The 20,291-nt window shown below is 61.0% G+C and carries 20 protein-coding genes; 7 read left to right on the plus strand and 13 right to left on the minus strand.

Features of this window, described 5'->3' with window-relative positions:
* Positions 1 to 47: 47 nt before the first annotated feature.
* The 3 genes from cueR to AD670_RS17075 form a co-directional block, all read right to left on the minus strand.
* Entirely contained in the window at positions 48 to 449 is a 402-nt protein-coding gene (cueR, locus tag AD670_RS17065) for a Cu(I)-responsive transcriptional regulator (protein WP_053134715.1), read from the minus strand.
* Positions 446 to 2,662: a cation-translocating P-type ATPase gene (locus AD670_RS17070; protein WP_053134718.1), complete on the minus strand. Its 2,217-nt coding sequence runs from the start codon at positions 2,660 to 2,662 to the stop codon at positions 446 to 448. The genes cueR and AD670_RS17070 overlap by 4 nt, the downstream gene beginning before the upstream one ends.
* A 65-nt stretch (positions 2,663 to 2,727) precedes the next feature.
* Positions 2,728 to 3,108 carry a hypothetical protein gene (locus AD670_RS17075; RefSeq protein ID WP_053134721.1) on the minus strand — a complete coding sequence of 127 codons (381 nt, stop codon included), beginning with the start codon at positions 3,106 to 3,108 and terminating at the stop codon, positions 2,728 to 2,730.
* A 147-nt stretch (positions 3,109 to 3,255) separates the two neighbouring features.
* Here AD670_RS17075 and AD670_RS17080 point away from each other — a divergent pair, with 147 nt between their 5' ends.
* Together AD670_RS17080 and AD670_RS17085 are read left to right on the plus strand one after the other, a co-directional pair.
* Positions 3,256 to 3,453, plus strand: a complete 198-nt coding sequence (locus tag AD670_RS17080) for a heavy-metal-associated domain-containing protein (RefSeq protein ID WP_053134724.1) — start codon at positions 3,256 to 3,258, stop codon at positions 3,451 to 3,453.
* Between the two features lie 85 nt (positions 3,454 to 3,538).
* Positions 3,539 to 4,732 (plus strand): Bcr/CflA family multidrug efflux MFS transporter, encoded by a 1,194-nt coding sequence (locus AD670_RS17085; protein ID WP_053134727.1) that lies wholly within the window; start codon positions 3,539 to 3,541, stop codon positions 4,730 to 4,732.
* A gap of 8 nt (positions 4,733 to 4,740) precedes the next feature.
* On the opposite strand, the gene AD670_RS31670 is transcribed toward AD670_RS17085, so the two are convergent.
* The 3 genes from AD670_RS31670 to AD670_RS17095 all read right to left on the minus strand — a co-directional run bounded on the left by AD670_RS31670 (position 4,741) and on the right by AD670_RS17095 (position 6,394).
* Positions 4,741 to 4,914, minus strand: coding sequence for a hypothetical protein (locus AD670_RS31670; protein ID WP_172681490.1), 174 nt, complete (start codon positions 4,912 to 4,914; stop codon positions 4,741 to 4,743).
* Positions 4,915 to 5,062: 148 nt separating this feature from the next.
* Positions 5,063 to 6,076, minus strand: coding sequence for a zinc-binding alcohol dehydrogenase family protein (locus AD670_RS17090; RefSeq protein ID WP_053134730.1), 1,014 nt, complete (start codon positions 6,074 to 6,076; stop codon positions 5,063 to 5,065).
* Between the two features lie 24 nt (positions 6,077 to 6,100).
* A complete protein-coding gene (locus tag AD670_RS17095; protein WP_053134734.1) occupies positions 6,101 to 6,394 on the minus strand; it encodes a putative quinol monooxygenase in 294 nt (97 codons plus the stop codon).
* A 115-nt stretch (positions 6,395 to 6,509) separates the two neighbouring features.
* Here AD670_RS17095 and AD670_RS17100 point away from each other — a divergent pair, with 115 nt between their 5' ends.
* Both AD670_RS17100 and AD670_RS17105 read left to right on the plus strand, forming a co-directional pair.
* Entirely contained in the window at positions 6,510 to 7,436 is a 927-nt protein-coding gene (locus tag AD670_RS17100; RefSeq protein WP_053134738.1) for a LysR family transcriptional regulator, read from the plus strand.
* Between the two features lie 137 nt (positions 7,437 to 7,573).
* Positions 7,574 to 8,269 (plus strand): helix-turn-helix transcriptional regulator, encoded by a 696-nt coding sequence (locus tag AD670_RS17105; RefSeq protein ID WP_053134743.1) that lies wholly within the window; start codon positions 7,574 to 7,576, stop codon positions 8,267 to 8,269.
* Positions 8,270 to 8,347: 78 nt separating this feature from the next.
* Here AD670_RS17105 and AD670_RS17110 read toward each other — a convergent pair whose 3' ends face one another.
* Positions 8,348 to 9,301, minus strand: a complete 954-nt coding sequence (locus AD670_RS17110; RefSeq protein ID WP_043051475.1) for an adenosine deaminase — start codon at positions 9,299 to 9,301, stop codon at positions 8,348 to 8,350.
* 194 nt (positions 9,302 to 9,495) lie between these two features.
* Here AD670_RS17110 and AD670_RS17115 point away from each other — a divergent pair, with 194 nt between their 5' ends.
* Positions 9,496 to 10,587 carry a calcium:proton antiporter gene (locus AD670_RS17115; RefSeq protein WP_053134746.1) on the plus strand — a complete coding sequence of 364 codons (1,092 nt, stop codon included), beginning with the start codon at positions 9,496 to 9,498 and terminating at the stop codon, positions 10,585 to 10,587.
* A gap of 90 nt (positions 10,588 to 10,677) precedes the next feature.
* Here the strand turns inward: AD670_RS17115 and AD670_RS17120 are convergent, their stop codons facing one another.
* The 6 genes from AD670_RS17120 to AD670_RS17145 all read right to left on the minus strand — a co-directional run bounded on the left by AD670_RS17120 (position 10,678) and on the right by AD670_RS17145 (position 16,709).
* Positions 10,678 to 12,036: an 8-oxoguanine deaminase gene (locus AD670_RS17120; RefSeq protein WP_053134749.1), complete on the minus strand. Its 1,359-nt coding sequence runs from the start codon at positions 12,034 to 12,036 to the stop codon at positions 10,678 to 10,680.
* A gap of 185 nt (positions 12,037 to 12,221) precedes the next feature.
* Positions 12,222 to 12,908: an SDR family oxidoreductase gene (locus AD670_RS17125; protein WP_053134752.1), complete on the minus strand. Its 687-nt coding sequence runs from the start codon at positions 12,906 to 12,908 to the stop codon at positions 12,222 to 12,224.
* A 56-nt stretch (positions 12,909 to 12,964) separates the two neighbouring features.
* Positions 12,965 to 13,546 (minus strand): YigZ family protein, encoded by a 582-nt coding sequence (locus tag AD670_RS17130; RefSeq protein ID WP_053134755.1) that lies wholly within the window; start codon positions 13,544 to 13,546, stop codon positions 12,965 to 12,967.
* Between the two features lie 12 nt (positions 13,547 to 13,558).
* Complete coding sequence (locus AD670_RS17135) at positions 13,559 to 14,218, minus strand: TetR/AcrR family transcriptional regulator (protein WP_053134759.1); 660 nt, start codon at positions 14,216 to 14,218, stop codon at positions 13,559 to 13,561.
* An 87-nt stretch (positions 14,219 to 14,305) separates the two neighbouring features.
* A complete protein-coding gene (locus AD670_RS17140; RefSeq protein ID WP_053134762.1) occupies positions 14,306 to 15,700 on the minus strand; it encodes a uracil-xanthine permease family protein in 1,395 nt (464 codons plus the stop codon).
* Between the two features lie 88 nt (positions 15,701 to 15,788).
* The gene (locus tag AD670_RS17145) at positions 15,789 to 16,709 is read right to left on the minus strand and encodes a LysR family transcriptional regulator (RefSeq protein WP_053134765.1); all 921 of its coding nucleotides are present in this window, start codon (positions 16,707 to 16,709) and stop codon (positions 15,789 to 15,791) included.
* A gap of 125 nt (positions 16,710 to 16,834) precedes the next feature.
* Here AD670_RS17145 and AD670_RS17150 point away from each other — a divergent pair, with 125 nt between their 5' ends.
* Together AD670_RS17150 and AD670_RS17155 are read left to right on the plus strand one after the other, a co-directional pair.
* Positions 16,835 to 18,184: an aspartate aminotransferase family protein gene (locus AD670_RS17150; protein ID WP_027607942.1), complete on the plus strand. Its 1,350-nt coding sequence runs from the start codon at positions 16,835 to 16,837 to the stop codon at positions 18,182 to 18,184.
* A 39-nt stretch (positions 18,185 to 18,223) separates the two neighbouring features.
* Positions 18,224 to 19,717: a CoA-acylating methylmalonate-semialdehyde dehydrogenase gene (locus AD670_RS17155; RefSeq protein ID WP_053134768.1), complete on the plus strand. Its 1,494-nt coding sequence runs from the start codon at positions 18,224 to 18,226 to the stop codon at positions 19,715 to 19,717.
* Positions 19,718 to 20,291: the final 574 nt, after the last annotated feature.

The following is a 20,291-nucleotide window of genomic DNA, read 5'->3' on the forward strand; positions in this document are numbered from 1 at the left end:
GAGCAAGCCCCCTCCCACATTGGTTTTGTAGTGAGTCAGTTAGAGCCTCACGCGCAGCAGCTTCCCGAAGCCAACTCCTTGAGAATCGGACAATCCGGCCGGTCATCCCCGTGACAGTGTTCCACCAGGTCCTGCAACGTATCGCGCAACTGCCCCAACTCCAGGATCTTCTGATTCAGCGCCTCGATATGCTGGCGCGCCAGGGCTTTCACATCGGCGCTGGCCCGTTGCCGGTCCTGCCACAGGGTCAGCAGCTTGCCGACCTCTTCCAATGAAAACCCCAGGTCCCGCGAGCGTTTGATAAACGCCAGGGTGTGCAGGTCGTCGGTGCCGTAGATGCGGTAGCCGCTGTCGGTGCGATGGGCGGTTTTCAACAGGCCAATGGATTCGTAGTAGCGAATCATCTTCGCGCTCAGCCCGCTTTGCCGGGCGGCTTGGCCGATGTTCATGGGCGTTGATCCTCCACGTTCGACTGTTTCCAAGTGCTTGGTTTCCAGGTTTTCAACAGCAAGGCGTTGCTCACTACGCTGACGCTCGACAAGGCCATGGCCGCGCCCGCGAGCACTGGGTTGAGCAGGCCGAATGCGGCCAGGGGAATGCCGATCAAGTTATACACAAAGGCCCAGAACAGGTTCTGGCGGATTTTGGCGTAGGTCTTGCGGCTGATCTCCAAGGCGGCCGGGACCAGGCGTGGGTCGCCGCGCATCAGGGTGATACCGGCGGCATGCATGGCCACGTCGGTGCCGCCGCCCATGGCGATGCCGATATCGGCGGCGGCGAGGGCCGGTGCGTCGTTGATGCCGTCGCCGACCATGGCCACCACGCCGGTTTTTTTCAGTTCGGCGACGATGGCGGCTTTATCGGCGGGCAGGACTTCGGCGTGTACGTCATCGATGCCCAACGCTTGGGCGACGACGCGGGCGCTGCCGCGGTTGTCGCCGGTGAGCAAGTGGCTGCTGATGTGCCGGGCCTTGAGTTGTGCCACTGCTTCCAGCGCGCCAGGCTTGAGCGTGTCACCAAAGGCAAACAGCCCGAGCACACGCGGCTGCGCGCCTTGCTCGATCAGCCAGGACAAGGTGCGGCCCTCGGCTTCCCAGGCCGTGGCGGAGTCGGCCAGCCCACCCGCGTCCAGGCCGCTTTCTTCCAGCAGGCGCCGATTTCCCAGGGCCAGTTGGCGCCCGTCGAGGGTGCCGGCAATGCCACGCCCGGTCAGGGATTGGCTGGCGCTTACATCCGCCACCGTCAGGCCTTGCTCGCTGCACGCATCCAGCACGGCTTTGGCCAACGGGTGTTCGCTGCCGCGTTGCAGCGCACCGGCCTGTTGCAGCACGGTGGCTTCGTCGCCATCCACCGCCGCCAAATGGGCAATTTTCGGAGTGCCGGAAGTGAGGGTGCCGGTTTTGTCGAAGACCACGGTGCTCACTTCATGGGCGCGCTCCAGCGCTTCGGCGTCCTTGATCAGGATGCCATAGCGTGCGGCGACGCCGGTGCCGGCCATGATGGCGGTCGGTGTAGCCAGCCCGAGTGCGCAGGGGCAGGCGATCACCAGCACCGCCACGGCGTTGATGATCGCGGTCTCCAGTGGCGCACCGTACAGCCACCAGCCCACCAGCGTGATCAACGCCAGCACCAGCACGGTCGGCACGAATACCTGGCTGACTTTATCCACCAGTTTCTGGATCGGTGCCTTGGCAGCCTGGGCGTCTTCCACCAGGCGGATGATGCGTGCCAGTACGCTTTCGGCACCCAGTGCGGTGGTGCGCACCAGCAGGCGGCCTTCGCCATTGATGGCGCCGCCGGTGACCGCGTCGCCAGGTTGTTTCGGCACCGGCAGGCTTTCGCCGCTGATCAGCGCTTCATCGGCATGGCTTTGGCCTTCTACCACTTCGCCGTCCACCGGGAAGCGCTCGCCGGGTTTGACCAGCACTCGGTCATTGAGCTTCAGGGCGTTGATGGCGACGTCTTCCTCGCGCCCCTCCTGCACACGAATCGCGCGTTCAGGGCGCAGGGCTTCGAGGGCGCGGATAGCGCTGGCGGTCTGGCGTTTGGCGCGGCTCTCCAGGTATTTACCAAGCAACACCAGAGCGATCACCACGGCCGACGCTTCGAAGTACAGATGGGGCATGCTGCCAGCGGGCGCGGTCAGCCATTCATAGAGGCTCAGGCCGTAACCGGCGCTGGTGCCGATGGCCACCAGCAGGTCCATATTGCCGGCACCGGCACGCACGGCTTTCCACGCCGCGCTATAAAAGCGCGCACCTAAGATGAATTGCACGGGGGTGGCCAGGGCGAATTGCACCCAGGCCGGCAGCATCCAGTGCAGGCCGAAGGGTTGCACCAGCATCGGCAGTACCAAGGGCAACGCCAGTACGATTGCCAGCAGCAGCGCCCAGCGCTCGCGGTGCAGGCGCTGGGCTTGGTCGGCCTCGGTCTTGGTTTCGCTTTGCGGCAGGCTCGCGGTGTAGCCGGCTTTGTCGACGGCGGCGATCAGCACGGCCGGGTCGATCTGGCCCAGCACTTCGACGTGGGCGCGCTCGTTGGCCAGGTTGACGCTGACGCTCTGCACCCCCGGCACTTTGCCCAGCGCGCGCTCGACACGTCCGGCGCAGCTGGCGCAGGTCATGCCGCCGATGGGCAGGTCAAAGGTGGTGGGTCCATTCATGGGGCAGTCCTCCAGAGAAGTTGCCCCTAGGATCAACCTTGACCTGTGGGGAAGGTCAAGCGTCTTCAGTATTCCAATGCGGCGGGTTTGAGGTACATGCCTTCCGTGCCCTGGGCAATGCGCAGCTTGCGTACGTCACCGGCCTTGAGCGTGATGTTCTGCGCCGGCGGCGCGAGCAGGCCAGGCAAGCAACCCGGTGACTGGCCCGGCAGCAGTTTCAGGCGCAGCGACACATTGCCGGCGGGCAGGTTGAACGAGGTGGACTGTTCCTGGAACAAGCGCCCGGCCAACTGGTCCTGTATGTACAGGCCGATCTCGCAATTGGTCGGTACTTCCAGGCGCTCGCGGGAAATGATCAGCACGGCATAGTCTTGATCGGCACTGGCCATGGGCGCAGCGGCAGACAAACTCATCAAGCCGGCAAGGGCAAAAAACGACCAGCGCATGGCGAATGCTCCGTGGTTTGAATCAAAGATGGGTGAAGCTTGGCCGACGTCGCCGTGTAATACCAGCCCGGCCGAAAGTTTCAGAACTTGACCTTGCCATCGTGGCAAGGTCGAGACTGGCTTCAACCTCATCAAAGGAGTCATGTCATGCAAATATTCAGCGTTGAAGGAATGACCTGCGGCCACTGCGTCCGGGCGGTCACCCAGGCGGTGCAGAGCCAGGATCCGGCGGCCAGCGTGAAGGTCGACCTGGCGGCGAAAGAGGTGGGCGTCGAAAGCCGTCTGTCTGCCGATGAAGTGATCAGCCTGATCACCGAAGAGGGCTACACCGCCAAGCTGGCCTGACCCATTCAAATAGTTAGCGAGCTATCGTATTCAATGCACCCAAGCGCGGCTAAACTGTCGGGCTGCCGACACACTTGGGTGCCTGATGAACCTTCGCATAATCCTGATCCTGGGGGCCTTGAGCGCCTTCGCGCCGCTGGCGATCGACTTCTATCTGCCGGGCTTTCCGGCGATGGCGACAGCCTTCGGTACCGACGAAAAACATATCCAGCTGACCCTGGCGGTGTATTTCGCTGGCTTGGCCATCGGCCAGTTGATCTACGGTCCGCTGGCGGACCGCTTTGGCCGGCGCGGCCCGCTGCTCAGCGGCGTCATCCTGTTTACCCTGGCATCCTTTGCCTGCGCGTACGCCCCGTCCCTGGAATGGCTGATTGGCGCACGCTTCGTGCAGGCCCTCGGCGGTTGCGCGGGCATGGTGATTTCCCGCGCAGTGGTCAGTGACAAATGTGATGCGGTGGGCTCGGCCAAGGTCTATTCGCAACTGATGCTGGTGACCGGCCTGGCGCCGATCCTGGCGCCGTTGGCGGGTGGGGTGATGGTCGGGCTGTGGGGTTGGCAGTCGATTTTCCTCGCGCTGTCGATCTTCAGCGTGATGGCGGCGATCGCCGTGGCGGTCGGTTTGCCGGAGACCTTTCCGGCCCATCAGCCGCGCCAGCCCTTGTCCGGGTCGCTGCGCCGCTACGGCGCGCTGCTGTCAGACCGGGTCTACCTCGGTTACGCCCTGACCGGGGGCATTTCGATTGCCGGGATGTTTGCCTACATCGCCGGCTCCCCGTTCGTATTTATCAAACTCTATGGCGTGCCCGCCGAGCATTACGGCTGGCTGTTCGGCTCCAACGCCGCCGGCTTCATCCTGGTTGCGCAGGTTAACGCGCGGCTGCTGGCCAAGCGTGGCCCCGCGTTCCTGCTGTCGCGCACGGTGTGGGTCTATCTGCTGGCGGCGCTGTCACTGCTGGGCATCGCGGCCTTGCGCACCGAGGCGCTGTGGCCGTTGCTGGTACCGCTGTTCATCTGCATCGCCAGCCTGGGCTGCATTCTGCCCAACACCTCGGCCTGCGCCATGAGCGGGCAGGGCGCCCGGGCCGGCAGCGCGTCGGCCTTGCTCGGTTGCATTCAGTTTGGTGTGGCGGCAGGGGCGGCTTCGTTGGTGGGTGTGCTGCACGACGGCACGGCGATGCCGATGGCGATGGTCATCAGCTTGTGCGGGGTGTTGGCGGTGACGATTGCGATGTCGACCCAGCGCCTGCAACGGGCGAGGGCCGCGCGGGCGCAGGGTTGAAATGCGGATCAGCCAGCAGCGGACTGTTGCTGGCTGATCGGAAAGCGGTGGGGGGCCTGGATACGGGCCTGCAGGGTATTGGCAAAGGCGCGGGCCTCGGCTTCTGTGTGGAAAGTAATGGCCTTTTGGTCCAGACGGACTTCCCACTGGGATTTTGCTAACGCTTTTATCAGGATCTTCATTGCTGACTTCCTCACGTAAAAGAATCGTGGCAAAGGCGGCCAATATAGACCCCGAGGGCGCTTACAAATATGACAAAGATCAACTCTCTGACTAGCGGCGTCGTCCATCACTCACACGAATAATGGACGACGCTGACAGCGGTTATCTTCAGAACCCTTCCAGCACGATCTTGCCCTTGGCCTTGCCGCTTTCCAGCAGGGCATGGGCACGGCGCAGGTTGGCCGCATTGATCACACCGAAGTGCTCGCCCACCGTGGTTTTCAAGGTGCCGGCGTCGATCAGCTCGGCCACACGATTGAGCAGGTTGTGCTGCTCGATCATGTCCGGCGTCTCGAACATCGAGCGCGTGTACATGAACTCCCAGTGCAGTGACAGGCTCTTGCGCTTGAGTTTGCTCACGTCCAGTGCCTTGGGGTCGTCGATCAGCGCCAGCTTGCCTTGGGGTTGCAGCGCTTCGACCAGTTGGTCCAGGTGATGCTCGGTCTGGGTCAGGCTGGCAACGTGGGTCACTTGTGGGTGGCCGGCTTGTTTCAGCGCTTCGCTCAGCGGTTGGCTGTGGTCGATGACCAGGTCGGCGCCGAGTGCTTTGGTCCATTCCTGGGTTTCCGGGCGCGAGGCGGTACCGATCACCGTCAATGCGGTGAGCTGGCTGGCCAGTTGGGTCAGGATCGAACCCACGCCACCGGCGGCGCCGACAATGAGCAGGCTCTGGCCTTGCGCCTCTTTGCCTTCACGCACTTGCAGGCGTTCGAACAACAGCTCCCAGGCGGTGATGGCGGTCAGCGGCAGCGCGGCGGCTTCGGCAAAACCCAGGCTCTTGGGCATATGGCCGACGATGCGCTCGTCCACGGTGTGCAACTCGCTGTTGCCGCCCGGACGTGTCAGGGAGCCGGCGTAGAACACCTTGTCGCCGACCTTGAACAGGCTCACTTCGCTGCCGACGGCCTTGACCACACCGGCCACGTCCCAGCCCAGCACTTTGGCTGCGCCGTTTTCCGGGGCGACGTTCTGGCGCACCTTGGTGTCCACCGGGTTGACTGAGATGGCTTTGACTTCCACCAGCAAGTCGCGGGGGCCGGCGACGGGCTCCGGCAGCTGGATGTCTTGCAGGGATTTTTCATCGTTGATCGGCAGTGACGCGTAGTAGGCAATGGCTTTCATGGGGGCTCCGGAAAAAGGCGGTGATCAGGCGAGAAACTGCAGGCGCTTGAGTTCGAAGTGTTCGATTACATCAGCGGCTTTGGCGCGAAAACTCTGGATGTGTGCACTCTGGTCATGGTTGGCCAGCGCCGCGTCGTCGCTCCAGCGTTCGAGCATGTAGAAGGTCTCGGGGTGCTGCAGGTCCTGGTGCAGGTCGTATTGCTCGCAACCGGCTTCAAGGCGGGTGGGTTCCAGCAGGCCGCGCAGCAGGGATTCCAGGGTGGCCTGTTGGCCGGGTTTGGCAATCAGCGTGGCGATGACGTTAAAGGCTGTGGACATATTCAACTCCAGACACGTGATAACGGGATGGGCAGATGATTGGCCATTTCCCTTGAAGATAAAAGCCGCTAAAACAGCACTCTGTTTCAATAATATTTTGATAATGGGTGGGTGAATGCTGCGTTTTGATGATTTGCAGTTGTTTGTACGCGCAGCGGACCTGGGCAGTTTGTCGGCGGCGGCGCGGGTGATGGACCTGTCGCCCGCCGTGGCCAGCGCGGCGCTCAAGCGCATCGAGCAGCAATTGGGCGCGCGCCTGCTGGCGCGCTCCACCCGCAGCCTGCGCCTGACCGCCGAAGGTGAAGGCTTCCTGGAATATGCCCGCGCCGCGCTGAGCTCCCTGGATGAAGGGCGACGCTTATTGGCCAGTGGCCAGGACCATGTCAGCGGTGTGTTGCAGCTCTCGGCCCCCTCGGATTTCGGCCGCAATCAGTTATTGCCGTGGCTGGACGAGTTTCAGCGTGAGTACCCGCAGCTCACCGTGCGCCTGCTGTTGGGCGATCGGATTGCCGACCTGTTCCGCCAGCCGGTGGATATCGCCCTGCGCTATGGCGAGCCCGAAGATTCCAGCCTGATCGCGTTGCCCGTCGCGCCGCACAACGTTCGCGTGTTGTGCGCGGCCCCCAGTTACCTTGAGCGCCACGGCGAGCCCCGGCACCTGGAGCAACTGGCCCAGCACAATTGCTTGCTTTATATGCTTGGCAGCCGTGTGCATGACCACTGGACCTTTTACGATGGCAAGCGCGACGTCAGCCTGACGGTCAGTGGTGATCGCTTCAGCGACGATGCCGATGTGGTGCGCCGCTGGGCGGTGGCGGGGGTGGGGATTGCCTACAAATCCTGGCTGGATGTGAGCACCGATGTGTTGGCCGGACGCTTGCGCCTGATCTTGCCGGAGTTACGTGGCGAGCGCACGCCGCTCAATTTGCTCTGTGCCCACCGTGCCCAGTTGAGCAAACCCATCAACCTACTGCGGGAAATGCTTGTGTCTCGCTGTGCGAGATTGACCGCGCAATTGCCGGAGCGATTGGGCTCGACGTAATAGCCTCCATCACACTGGGAAATTTCACTCAGATCCTGTCCTTATTCGTTCTGTCAGACGCCGCGGAACTGCTGGTTTGCGCACCTATACTTTGGCGCCCACTGCATCAGAAAAATAATTAGACAGGGAGTGAATCGATGGAAGAAGCACCATGCATCAGTCAGATCGCCAGCTTGCTCGCCGAGCCCAAACGCACCGCCATGCTCTGGTCGCTGATGGACGGCTCGGCCAAGTCCTCGGAGGAACTGGCGACGCTTGCCGGGTTATCACCTGCTTCGGCCAATGCGCATCTGGCACGGCTGACGGGGAGTGGCTTGCTGCGTATTGAGGGCCGGCGTGGCAAGCGGCTGTTTCGCGTGGCGGCTGCCGATGTCAGCGTCGCCATCGATGCCTTGGCCAATACCACCCTGGCCAGTGCAACCCGCAGTGCGCCGCATGCTTCACCGCTGGTTTTGGTGGCGCCGCCACTGTTGCGCCATGCTCGACTGTGCCAGGGTCACCTCGGTGGCGAACTGGCGGCGGGGCTGTATGAGCGGATGTTGGCGGCGGGGTGGATCGAGCGTTATGAGCAACGCATCAAGGTCACGGCCAAGGGCGCGCAGCACTTGGCAAGCCTGGGCATTTTTACCCAGGCGCTGGCGGCACCACTGGTGTGCGACTGCTTCGATTGGAGCCAGCGGCAACCGCACCTGGGGGGCGCGTTGGGCGCTGGACTGTTGCAGCTGTTCCTGCAATCGAACTGGCTCAGCCTGGTCAATGAGTCCCGGGCTGTGCAGCTCAACGACAGTGGCCTGGCAGAAATCGCCCGCTTGGCCATGCCCGAGCAGCCCTAGCGCCGCATGCTCTTTATCATCATCGCCCTGGTTTTTTCGGCGCCTCCATGGACCTGGCGATGATGACTTACGAGGCCGTTAGGGCTTTACCAACCGCGCATCCAGACTGTTTTGCGCCAGGCGTTTGGCCTGGTCCTGGGTCATGCCCAGCGAGGTGTACAGCGCGTGGAAGTTTTCGGTGACATAACCGCCGAAGTACGCCGGGTCATCCGAATTCACCGTCACTTTTACACCACGCTCAAGCATGTCGAGGATGTTGTGCTGGGCCATGTCGTCGAACACGCAAAGTTTGGTGTTGGACAGTGGGCAGACGGTCAGCGGGATCTGCTCATCGATGATGCGCTGCATCAGGCGCTCGTCTTCGATGGCGCGTACGCCATGGTCGATACGCTGGATTTTCAGCAGGTCGATGGCTTCCCAGATGTACTCGGGCGGGCCTTCTTCGCCGGCGTGGGCGACGGTGAGGAAGCCTTCGTGACGGGCACGGTCGAACACACGCTGGAACTTGCTCGGCGGGTGACCCATCTCTGAACTGTCCAGGCCCACGGCCACGAACGCGTCACGGAACGGCAGTGCCTGGTCGAGGGTTTTCTCGGCTTCGGCTTCGCTCAGGTGGCGCAGGAAACTGAGGATCAAACCGCTGGTGATGCCCAGTTGCTGTTCGCCATCTTTAAGCGCAGCGGCGATGCCGTTGAGCACCACTTCGAACGGTACGCCACGGTCGGTGTGGGTTTGCGGGTCGAAGAAGGGTTCGGTGTGGATCACGTTCTGGGCTTTGCAGCGCAGCAGGTAGGCCCAGGTCAGGTCGTAGAAATCCTGGGAGGTGCGCAGCACGTCGGCGCCCTTGTAATACAGGTCGAGAAACTCTTGCAGGTTGTTGAAGGCATAGGCCTTGCGCAGGGTTTCGACGTCGTTCCACGGCAGCGCAATCTTGTTGCGCTCGGCCAGGGCGAACAGCAACTCCGGCTCCAGCGAGCCTTCCAGGTGCAGGTGCAATTCAGCCTTGGGCAGGGCGTTGAGCCAATCGTACATTTTCTAAATTCTCATCAGGTGCAATGGCGGCATTCTACAGGGCATGGCTGAAATAATCGGCAAAACCTGACCAGCAGGAGAGTATTTGATTTATTCGCGCAAGGACCGCGTGAACTAAGGTGTAACGAAACGTTAGCGGCTTGGCGCAGTCTGTACCCCATCAATGACTGATTTGCCGTACTAAAAGGCCCGGAATGCTCACATCCCTCAAGCAAGAAAAATTCATGCTGCTGGCACTGATTGCCGCCATCGCCGCCTACCCGTTGGAGCACTGGATGCTGCACAGCGGGCAAATGGTGGCACTGTTGGCCGGCGTGGTGTTGATCGGTTTTATTGTGGTGGCGTCGATGCGCGTGGCCCACCACGCCGAGCAACTCGCGGAAAAGGTCGGCGACCCCTACGGCACCATGATCCTGACCCTCGCCGCCGTGCTGGTGGAGGTGGTGATCCTGGCGATCATGATGAGCAACGAGCCATCACCCACCTTGGTGCGCGACACCATCTACTCAGCGGTGATGCTCGATATCAACGGCATCCTCGGCCTGGCTGCGCTGATGGGCGGCATCAAGCATGGCGAACAGTCCTACAACGACGATTCGGCGCGGACCTACAGCGTGATGATCCTCACCGCCATGGGCGTGTCGATGGTGGTGCCGGAATTTATCCCCGAAGCCGACTGGAAAATTTACTCGGCCTTCACCATTGGCGCGATGGTGGTGCTCTACACCTTGTTCCTGCGCATGCAGGTGGGGCCGCACAGTTATTTCTTCAGCTATAGCTACCCGGAAAAGCGCCGCAAGAAACTGCCGGAGGAAGAGCAGTCGCCGCCGGTGAACCTGGCGTTTTCCATCGGTACCCTGGTGTTTGGCGTGATTGTGATCGGTGCGTTGGCCGAGGTGATGTCCAAGACCCTCGACCTGGGCCTGGAAGGCACGGGCGCACCGCCGGTGATCACGGCGATCGTGGTGGCGGCGATTTCGGCGGCGCCGGAGATTTTGACGGCCTTGCGCGCTGCATTGGCCAACCGCATGCAGTCGGTGGTGAACATTGCACTGGGTGCGTCGTTGTCGACCGTGATTTTGACGGTGCCGGTGATGGAAGCCATGGCGCTCTACACCGGCCAGCCGTTCCAGATGGCGATGACGCCGGTGCAAACGGTGATGGTGTTGATCACGCTGATCGTCAGCGCGATCAACCTCAACGATGGCGAAACCAACGCCATCGAAGGGATGACCCATTTTGTCTTGTTTGCGACCTTTATCATGTTGTCGTTGTTGGGCCTGTAAACAGGCTTCAAGAACGCCATAGAGCCAAAGGTGGGAGGGGGCAAGTCGAATCGTCGCACTGCCCCGCCCACCTTTTTTATTGTGTTTGGCTCAGGTTCCGGCGATCAACTGCCGCGCCGCTTGGCTGTGATCGGCGATCAAGCCTTTCAGGTCCAGGCCTTCCACCTGCCCGTCGATGACCCGCCATTTGCCGCCGATCATCACCCGGTCCGCCCGATCCGCGCCGCACAGCAGCAGTGCGGAAATCGGATCATGGCTGCCGGAGAAGCGCAGCTCGTCGAGCTTGAACAGTGCCAGGTCGGCCTGTTTACCTACGGCCAACTCACCAATGTCCGTACGTCCCAGTAACTGCGCTGATCCTTTGGTGGCCCAACCCAGCACGCCTTCTGGGGTGATTTTTTCGGCGCCGTAACGCAGGCGCTGGATGTACAGGGCCTGGCGGGTTTCGAGGATCATATTGGACGCGTCGTTGGAGGCGGATCCGTCAACGCCCAGGCCGATGGGCGCGCCGGCAGCGATCAAGTCCAAGGTCGGGCAGATGCCGGAGGCCAGCCGCATGTTGGAGCTTGGGCAATGGCAGATGCCCGTACCAGCGGCGCCCAGGCGCGCAATTTCATCCGGGTTGAAGTGAATACCATGGGCCAGCCAGGTGCGCGGGCCGAGCCAGCCGACGCTGTCCAGGTAATCCACCGTGCGCAGGCCGAAGCGCTGCAGGCAGAAATCTTCTTCGTCGAGGGTTTCGGCCAGGTGGGTGTGCAGGCGCACATCCAGGCTGTTGGCCAGTTCGGCGCTGGCTTGCATGATTTGCGGGGTGACGGAAAACGGCGAGCAGGGTGCCAGGGCAATCTGGATGTGCGCGCCGTCGCCGCGCTGGTGGTATTCGCGGATCAGGCGCTGGCTGTCATCGAGGATGACCTGTCCTTGCTGCACGGTCTGTTGTGGTGGCAGGCCGCCGTCGGCTTCGCCCAGGCTCATGGAGCCGCGGGTGAGCATGGCGCGCATGCCTAATTCGCGCACGCTTTCTACCTGTACATCGATGGCCTGTTCCAGGCCGTCGGGGAACAGGTAGTGGTGGTCTGCGGCGGTGGTGCAGCCCGAGAGCAGTAACTCAGCCAGTGCGACCTTGGTGGCCAGGGCGAGTTTTTCCGGCGTCAGTCGCGCCCATACCGGGTAAAGGGTTTTCAACCAGGGAAACAACGGCTGATTGACTACCGGCGCCCAGGCGCGGGTCAGAGTCTGGTAGAAGTGATGGTGGGTGTTGATCAGTCCGGGCAGGACCACATGTTCACGCGCATCGAACACTTGGGCGCAGGGCTGTGCGGGTTCTTGGCCTTGGGCCAGCACTTCGGTGATCACACCGTCTTGCAGCACCAGGCCGCCACGGGCGTCTAGGCCGTTGGCAGTAAAAATCGCGAGGGGGGTTTTTAACCAGATACGGGTCGCAGGCATTGGCCGGCTCCTCTGAATAATGGGTTCAGGTTTGCCAGCTCAGTGATGCCCTGTCTGCTGATCCAGGGTCGCCGGGAAGGGCGAGGTGGGTAGATTACGTGTAGTTCGAGATCGGGTCTACCTGTAGGAAAATGAACGTGATCAATGTGGGAGGGGACTTGCTCCCACATCTCGATCAGCGGGGTTTACCAGGCGATGGTGTCGCCCTTGTAGTCCACGAAGTGATGGCCGCCCTTGCCGGTGTAGGCGTTCACTTGGTTCACCAGGCCGCGCACGCTGGTGTCGACATCAATGTGCGCGTTTTCGCCGCCCATGTCGGTCTTCACCCAGCCAGGGTGCAGCGACAGCACGGTGAGTTTGTGATCGCCGAGTTGGGTATTGAAGCTGTTGGTCATGGAGTTGAGTGCGGCCTTGCTGGCTTTGTACAGCGCCAGGTCCGAGCCGTCGGGGATGGTCACGCTGCCCAGCACCGAACTCATGAACGCCAGTACGCCAGTGTCCTTGCGGATCTGCCCGACAAACCGTTGGGCCAGGTTGATCGGCGCCACGGCGTTGGTGAAGAACAGCTGGCCGACTTCCGCCAGGGTGGCATGGCCAGGTTCTTGATTGGCGGGGCCCTTGACGCCGGCGTTGACGAACAGCAGGTCGAAGGTGCGCTCCTTGAGGCGTTGGGCCAAGGCGATCACGGCTTGCTGATCGTCCATGTCGAGTTTCTCGATCTGTACCGGGCCCACGGCTTTCAGGGCATCGGCCTTGCTCGGATCGCGCACGGTGGCGGTCACGTCCCAGCCGTCCTGGAGCAATTGCTTGACCAGGCCAAGGCCCAGCCCGCGTGAGGCGCCGATGATCAGTGCGGTTTTTGGCGTAGACATGAAGGCTTCCTTTAAGAGTCGCGGTTCAGGGTGTTCAGCGGACAACATTAGCAGTTTCAGCGTTGCAGCAGGATGCGCCCACGGCTCAGGTCGGCCAGTTGGGTTTGCAGGGTGTCGATGTGGACTTCGCCCAGCGCCAGTTGTAATTCCACGCCATTGGCGGTGAAGGTTTCTTCCACCACCAGCCCGCCCAGTTCGGCGACGCGCAGTTTGACCAGGTTCAACTCGGAGAATCCGCAGGCGCAGCTCAGCGGCACGCGGCTGATCAGTTCGATGCGTTCGGCATTTTGCAGGCACTTGTTCGCACCGCCACCGTATGCGCGGGCCAGGCCGCCGGTACCAAGTTGTATGCCGCCATACCAACGAATCACCAGCACCGCGACCTGATCAAAACCTTGGGCCTCGATGGCGGCCAGGATCGGGCGCCCTGCGGTGCCGCCGGGTTCGCCGTCGTCGCTGCTGCGGTATTGATCGGCCAGCTTCCAGGCCCAGCAGTTGTGCGTGGCGTTGAGGTCGCTGTGCTGCTCGAAAAATGCCTGGGCTTCTTGCGGGCTGGTGATCGGTGCGGCCAGGGTAATGAAGCGGCTTTTGCGAATTTCTTCGCGGAACTCGCAAAGGCCGGTGAGCGTGAAAGACATAAATGGCTTCTTCTAGAGGACCGGCTTGATGCCGCAGCCCTTGAGAATGATATGGATCAGGTTGGTGCCGGCGTCTTCCATATCTTGCTTGGTCAGCTTGGTGCGACCGGTGACGCGGCAGATCTGGGTGGCGAAGTCGGCATAGTGCTGAGTGCTGCCCCACAACAGGAAGATCAGGTGCACGGGGTCGATGGGGTCCATCTTGCCAGCGTCGATCCAGGCCTGGAACACGGCTGCCCGGCCGCTGAACCAGGCGCGATAGTCCTGGCTGAAGTATTCGGTCAGGCATTCGCCGCCGCTGATGATTTCCATGGCGAAAATCCGCGAGGCCTGGGGCTGGCGCCGCGAAAACTCCATCTTGGTGCGGATGTAGCGGGAGAGGGCTACGGCCGGGTCGTCCTCGGCGGTCAGCGTGTTGAAGGTGCTGTCCCACAGTTCGAGGATATTGCTGAGCACCGCGATATACAGGCCCAGCTTGTTAGTGAAGTAGTAGTGCAAGTTGGCCTTGGGCAGCCCGGCGCTGGCAGCGATGGTGTTCATGCTGGTGCCCTTGTAGCCATGGCGCGCGAACTCATCTTCAGCAGCCTGGAGAATCGCTTGTTCGTTCTTTTGCCGAATGCGGCTGGCGGGCTTACCGGCGTGGTTGCTGTGGGCAGGAACTTCGAGGCTCATGGAGGTTTCCGTGCTGATCGATAGAGACGACGTGTGCACAGATAACCCACCCTCAAGCCTCAGACAAGTCCCGATGCAATAAAACCGTCAAAGCGGTTCCAGGGTGTCGCTTTCCGGCGCTTGGTTTGCGGCCGTGGCGCTCGTCTTGGATTCCGGCAGTAACAGACACAACACGATCGCGGTCAGGCCGCCGCTGGTGATGGCCGAGTCGAACAGGTTTTGCACCAGGGTGGGCATCAGGTGCAGCAGGTTCGGTTGGGCGGCGATGCCCAGGCCGACGCCGAACGAGGTGGCGATGATCAACATGCTGCGGCGGTCCAGTGGTGCCTGGGCGAGGATGCGCACGCCGGCAGCGGCCACGCTGCCGAACATCACCAGGGTTGCGCCGCCCAACACGGGCTTGGGGATTTGTTGCAGCACGGCACCTATCAGCGGGAACAAGCCCAGGCAGAACAGCACCACGCCGATGTACAGGCCGACGTAACGGCTGGCCACGCCGGTCAGTTGGATCACACCGTTGTTCTGGGCAAAGGTGGTGTTGGGAAAGGCGCTGAACGTGGCGGCGATCATGCAACTGACGCCATCGCCGAGGACGCCGCCTTTGAGTCGACTTATATAAGAAGGGCCGCTGATGGGCTGGCGCGCGATCATGCAGTTGGCGGTTAGGTCGCCGACGGTTTCGATGCTGCTGATCAGATAAATCAGCGCGATCGGCAGGAAAGCGCTCCAGTCGAAGTTGAAGCCGAATCGAAAGGGTATCGGCAGGCTGACCAAAGGCAAGTCGCCCAGGGCCTGGGGGACCAGCTTGCCGCTGAACCAGGCCGCGAGGCTACCGAGCGCCAGGCCGATGATGATTGCCGAGAGGCGCACCCAAGGCGTGTTGGAGCGGTTGAGCAAGATGATCGTCAGTACCACGAACAGGCCCAGCGCCAGATTGGTAGGCGCACCGAAGTCGGGGGCGTTAAAACCGCCGCCAAGGTCAGTGATACCCACTTTGATCAGGCTGATACCGATCAAGGTAATCACAATCCCGGTCACTAGTGGGGTGATAACCCGGCGTAGTTGGCCGATGAAACGGCTCAGCACGATCTGCACCACGGCGCCGAAAAAGCACACGCCGAAGATCATCGCCATGATGTCTTCCGGGCTACCGCCGCGTTGCTTGACCAGAAATCCGGCCGAGAGCACCGCGCCGAGAAACGCAAAGCTGGTGCCTTGCAGGCAGATCATCCCGGCGCCGATCCCAAATGGCCTACGCGCCTGAATGAATGTGCCGACGCCGGACACCATCAACGCCATGCTGATCAGGTAGGGCAAATGGGCAGTCAAGCCCAGCGTGGAGCCGATGATCAGCGGGGGTGTGATGATGCCGACAAAGGCGGCCAAAACGTGTTGCAGGGCGGCCAGCAAGGCAGGGGCGGGTTTGGGGCGGTCGTTGAGGCCGTAGATCAGGTCGCTGGGGCTGGAGGATTCTGGTGGCATGGCGGGTTAACTCAAGGCGGACGGTTCAAGGTCCTGGGGTTCTTGCAAAAAGCTGTCCATCTGCTCAGCTTTTGGCGTAAGGCCCGAGTTAGCGCGTTGTCGCCAGGCTGTCGAGAAAGCTTTCCAGCACCAAATGAGGGCGACGGCCTTTGCGCGTGACCGATGCGAGGCTTAAATCGTAAAAACGCGTAGCCGGTTTCAGCGCACGCAGTCGGCCTTGTTGCACCCAGAGGCTGGCGTAATGGTCGGGTAGGTAGCCGATATAGCGGCCGGTGAGGATCAGGAATGCCATGCCTTCGCGGTCCGAGGCGCTGGCTGTGCAGTTGAGTGCCTGGTAATGGGCCTGGATATCGGCGGGCAGGCGGAAGGTGGGGGCGATGGCGTCCTGGCTGTCGATACGTTCGTCATCCAACTGCTTGTCGTCGGCGTAAAACAGTGGGTGGCCGACCGCGCAATAGAGCAGCGAGCGTTCGCTGTACAGCGGCTGGTATTCCAGGCCGGACAGGGCGCTGGCCTGAGGCACCACACCGACATGCAGGCGGCCGTCGAGTACGCCCTGTTCCACTTCGTTGGGCGCGATCATGCGGATCTGGATCTGTACGTCCGGGCCGCGTTCCTTCAGTTGGGCCAGGGCGTGGGTGATGCGCATGTGGGGCAGGGTGACCAGGTTGTCGGTGAGGCCGATGATCAACTCGCCACGCAAGTGCTGGTGCAGGCCGTTGACCTCGGTGCGGAAACTTTCCAGGGCACTTAATAGTTGCAGGGCCGATTGGTAGACCTCGCGACCTTCTTCGGTCAGCGAGAAACCGGCACGGCCGCGCTGGCACAGTCTTAATCCGAGCCGCTGCTCAAGGTCGCTCATTTGCTGGCTGATGGCGGAGCGGCCGATGCCGAGTACGGTTTCTGCGGCCGAGAAGCCGCCGCACTCTACGACGCTGCGAAAGATGCGCAGCAGGCGAATATCGAAGTCGCTGACTTGGGCCAGGGGATCGGGTCGACGGCTGCTCATAGTTTAGTCAAGGCCTGACTGAAGGTTAGAAGAGTTGGATTTCACCGACTTTATCCCCGTGGCAATTTAGCTGCAACAACGCTTTTCAATCCCGACGCTGCCTTTTGCCCTGCGAGGTTTTGCTGATGAACATGCCCGAAAACGCCCCATCGTCCCTGGCCAGCCAACTGAAGTTGGACGCGCACTGGATGCCTTACACCGCCAATCGTAACTTTCAGCGTGACCCGCGCCTGATCGTGGCCGCCGAAGGCAGCTGGTTGACCGATGACAAGGGGCGCAAGGTGTATGACTCGCTGTCGGGCCTGTGGACCTGTGGCGCCGGGCATACGCGCAAGGAAATCCAGGAGGCGGTCGCCAAGCAACTGGGTACGCTGGACTACTCCCCTGGCTTCCAGTACGGCCATCCACTGTCCTTCCAACTGGCGGAAAAAATTACCGATCTGACCCCAGGCAACCTGAACCATGTGTTCTTCACCGACTCCGGCTCCGAGTGCGCCGATACTGCGGTGAAAATGGTGCGTGCCTACTGGCGCCTGAAGGGCCAGGCTACCAAGACCAAGATGATCGGCCGCGCCCGTGGTTATCACGGTGTGAACATCGCCGGTACCAGCCTGGGTGGCGTCAACGGCAACCGTAAGATGTTTGGTCAGGCGATGATGGATGTTGATCATCTTCCGCATACCCTGCTGGCGAGCAATGCGTTCTCGCGGGGTATGCCGGAGCAGGGCGGTATCGCTTTGGCTGATGAGCTGCTCAAGCTGATCGAACTGCACGATGCTTCCAACATCGCTGCGGTATTTGTCGAACCGATGGCCGGCTCCGCTGGCGTGCTGGTGCCGCCGCAGGGTTACCTCAAGCGCCTGCGTGAGATCTGCGACCAGCACAACATTCTGCTGGTGTTCGACGAAGTGATCACCGGCTTCGGTCGTACCGGCTCGATGTTTGGCGCTGACAGCTTCGGCGTGACCCCGGACCTGATGTGCATCGCCAAGCAAGTCACCAACGGTGCGATCCCGATGGGCGCGGTGATTGCCAGCAGCGAGATCTATCAGACGTTCATGAACCAGGCCACGCCGGAGTATGCAGTGGAGTTCCCCCACGGCTACACCTACTCGGCGCACCCGGTCGCTTGCGCCGCTGGCCTGGCGGCATTGGATCTGTTGCAGAAGGAAAACCTGGTGCAGAGCGTAGCCGAAGTCGCTCCGCACTTTGAGAATGCGCTGCACGGCCTGAAGGGCAGCAAGAACGTGATCGACATTCGCAACTACGGCCTGGCCGGTGCGATCCAGATTGCTCCGCGTGACGGCGATGCGATCGTGCGTCCATTCGAGGCCGGCATGGCTCTGTGGAAAGCGGGCTTCTATGTGCGCTTTGGTGGTGACACCCTGCAGTTCGGGCCAACCTTCAACAGCAAGCCGCAGGACCTGGATCGCCTGTTCGATGCGGTTGGCGAAGTGCTGAACAAGATCGACTGATTTCTCCTTCTATATAGAACAACTTTTCAGGAGCCCTGCATGAGCCTTATCCAGCATTTGATTAACGGCGAGTTGGTCAACGACAGCGGTCGCAGTGCCGACGTGTATAACCCGTCCACTGGCCAGGTGATTCACCAGGTGCCATTGGCGAGCCGTGAAACCATTCAACAGGCGATCGACTCGGCCAAGGCTGCGTTTCCGGCTTGGCGTAACACGCCAGCTGCCAAGCGTGCCCAGGTGATGTTTCGTTTCAAGCAGTTGCTGGAGCAGAACGAAGCACGTATTTCGCAGCTGATCAGCGAGGAGCATGGCAAGACGCTGGAAGATGCTGCGGGTGAATTGAAGCGTGGGATCGAGAACGTGGAGTACGCGTGCTCGGCGCCGGAAATTCTCAAGGGCGAGTACAGCCGTAACGTTGGGCCGAACATTGATGCCTGGTCGGACTTCCAGCCATTGGGCGTGGTGGCCGGTATTACCCCGTTCAACTTCCCGGCGATGGTGCCGCTGTGGATGTATCCGCTGGCGATTGTTTGCGGTAACTGTTTCATTCTCAAGCCTTCGGAGCGTGATCCGAGTTCGACGTTGTTGATCGCGCAACTGTTGCAGGAAGCCGGTCTTCCTAAAGGTGTGCTGAGTGTTGTGCACGGTGACAAGGGCGCGGTGGATGCGTTGATCGAAGCGCCGGAAGTCAAGGCGCTGAGTTTTGTGGGGTCGACGCCGATTGCCGAGTACATCTATTCCGAGGCGACCAAGCGCGGTAAGCGCGTGCAGGCGCTGGGTGGGGCGAAGAACCATGCGGTGCTGATGCCGGATGCAGACCTGGATAACGCGGTCAGTGCTCTGATGGGCGCGGCCTATGGTTCCTGCGGGGAGCGCTGCATGGCGATCTCGGTGGCTGTCTGTGTGGGTGACCAGGTGGCGGATGCGTTGATTGCCAAGCTGGTGCCGCAGATCAAGGCGCTGAAGATCGGTGCGGGCACGACATGTGGACTGGATATGGGGCCACTGGTGACGGGCCAGGCGCGGGATAAGGTCAGCGGCTATATAGAGGACGGTGTGTCTTCGGGAGCTGAGTTGGTGGTTGATGGTCGTGGACTGAGCATTGCGGGGAATGAAGAAGGTTTCTTCCTGGGCGGCAGTTTGTTTGATCGTGTGACGCCTGAGATGCGCATCTATAAGGAAGAGATCTTTGGGCCGGTATTGTGCGTGGTCCGGGTGAGCAGCCTGGAAGCGGCGATGCAACTGATCAACGATCATGAGTACGGTAACGGTACGTGCATCTTCACCCGTGACGGTGAGGCGGCGCGGTTGTTCTGTGATGAGATTGAAGTGGGCATGGTGGGCGTGAACGTGCCATTGCCGGTGCCGGTGGCGTATCACAGCTTCGGTGGCTGGAAGCGCTCGCTGTTTGGCGACTTGCATGCCTATGGGCCGGATGGGGTGCGTTTCTACACCCGTCGCAAGGCGATCACCCAGCGTTGGCCGCAACGGGCCAGCCATGAAGCATCGCAATTCGCTTTCCCTAGCCTGTAAGGCTCAGCAAGCAGAAAGCCGGCCCCTTGGGGCCGGCTTTTGCGTTTCAGGGCTTTTTTGACTTATATGACAGAAATGTGAAAAAGAAGGTTGACGGCAGATTCTGGTAGTCTATAATTCGCCCCACTTCCGGCGCAGTCGAAACGTAAAACTCCTTGTTAAACAAAGAGTTATACAAGATTAGGCAGCGGTTTGCTTCAGTTCATCGAAGTCCAGAAGGAGTTGATAGCGTCGTGTTATTTGGCACTATTAACGATTCGATCTTCTCGGTCGAAAGCGGAGAAAAAGAGGTGTTGACAGCAGCGTGTAACGCTGTAGAATTTGCCTCCCGCTAACGAGAGATCGGAAGCGCAAGTGGTTGAAGTTGTTGAAGAAATCTTCGAAAGCTTCTGAAAATAATCACTTGACAGCAAATGAGGCTGCTGTAGAATGCGCGCCTCGGTTGAGACGAAAGATCTTAACCAACCGCTCTTTAACAACTGAATCAAGCAATTCGTGTGGGTGCTTGTGGAGTCAGACTGATAGTCAACAAGATTATCAGCATCACAAGTTACTCCGCGAGAAATCAAAGAAT

It is taken from the genome of Pseudomonas sp. MIACH, assembly GCF_001269925.1.
Lineage (GTDB): Bacteria > Pseudomonadota > Gammaproteobacteria > Pseudomonadales > Pseudomonadaceae > Aquipseudomonas.

Excerpts from the sequence above, each read along its gene's own strand:
- AD670_RS17120 (WP_053134749.1), bottom strand. The coding sequence starts at position 12,036 with ATGCCTGCGACCCGTATCTGGTTAAAAACCCCCCTCGCGATTTTTACT.
- AD670_RS17145 (WP_053134765.1), bottom strand. The coding sequence starts at position 16,709 with ATGAGCAGCCGTCGACCCGATCCCCTGGCCCAAGTCAGCGACTTCGAT.
- AD670_RS17095 (WP_053134734.1), bottom strand. The coding sequence starts at position 6,394 with ATGTCCACAGCCTTTAACGTCATCGCCACGCTGATTGCCAAACCCGGC.
- AD670_RS17140 (WP_053134762.1), bottom strand. The coding sequence starts at position 15,700 with ATGCCACCAGAATCCTCCAGCCCCAGCGACCTGATCTACGGCCTCAAC.
- AD670_RS17075 (WP_053134721.1), bottom strand. The coding sequence starts at position 3,108 with ATGCGCTGGTCGTTTTTTGCCCTTGCCGGCTTGATGAGTTTGTCTGCC.
- AD670_RS17090 (WP_053134730.1), bottom strand. The coding sequence starts at position 6,076 with ATGAAAGCCATTGCCTACTACGCGTCACTGCCGATCAACGATGAAAAA.
- cueR (WP_053134715.1), bottom strand. The coding sequence starts at position 449 with ATGAACATCGGCCAAGCCGCCCGGCAAAGCGGGCTGAGCGCGAAGATG.
- AD670_RS31670 (WP_172681490.1), bottom strand. The coding sequence starts at position 4,914 with ATGAAGATCCTGATAAAAGCGTTAGCAAAATCCCAGTGGGAAGTCCGT.
- AD670_RS17070 (WP_053134718.1), bottom strand. The coding sequence starts at position 2,662 with ATGAATGGACCCACCACCTTTGACCTGCCCATCGGCGGCATGACCTGC.
- AD670_RS17105 (WP_053134743.1), top strand. The coding sequence starts at position 7,574 with ATGGAAGAAGCACCATGCATCAGTCAGATCGCCAGCTTGCTCGCCGAG.
- AD670_RS17115 (WP_053134746.1), top strand. The coding sequence starts at position 9,496 with ATGCTCACATCCCTCAAGCAAGAAAAATTCATGCTGCTGGCACTGATT.
- AD670_RS17130 (WP_053134755.1), bottom strand. The coding sequence starts at position 13,546 with ATGTCTTTCACGCTCACCGGCCTTTGCGAGTTCCGCGAAGAAATTCGC.
- AD670_RS17080 (WP_053134724.1), top strand. The coding sequence starts at position 3,256 with ATGCAAATATTCAGCGTTGAAGGAATGACCTGCGGCCACTGCGTCCGG.
- AD670_RS17150 (WP_027607942.1), top strand. The coding sequence starts at position 16,835 with ATGAACATGCCCGAAAACGCCCCATCGTCCCTGGCCAGCCAACTGAAG.
- AD670_RS17125 (WP_053134752.1), bottom strand. The coding sequence starts at position 12,908 with ATGTCTACGCCAAAAACCGCACTGATCATCGGCGCCTCACGCGGGCTG.
- AD670_RS17110 (WP_043051475.1), bottom strand. The coding sequence starts at position 9,301 with ATGTACGATTGGCTCAACGCCCTGCCCAAGGCTGAATTGCACCTGCAC.
- AD670_RS17100 (WP_053134738.1), top strand. The coding sequence starts at position 6,510 with ATGCTGCGTTTTGATGATTTGCAGTTGTTTGTACGCGCAGCGGACCTG.
- AD670_RS17085 (WP_053134727.1), top strand. The coding sequence starts at position 3,539 with ATGAACCTTCGCATAATCCTGATCCTGGGGGCCTTGAGCGCCTTCGCG.
- AD670_RS17135 (WP_053134759.1), bottom strand. The coding sequence starts at position 14,218 with ATGAGCCTCGAAGTTCCTGCCCACAGCAACCACGCCGGTAAGCCCGCC.
- AD670_RS17155 (WP_053134768.1), top strand. The coding sequence starts at position 18,224 with ATGAGCCTTATCCAGCATTTGATTAACGGCGAGTTGGTCAACGACAGC.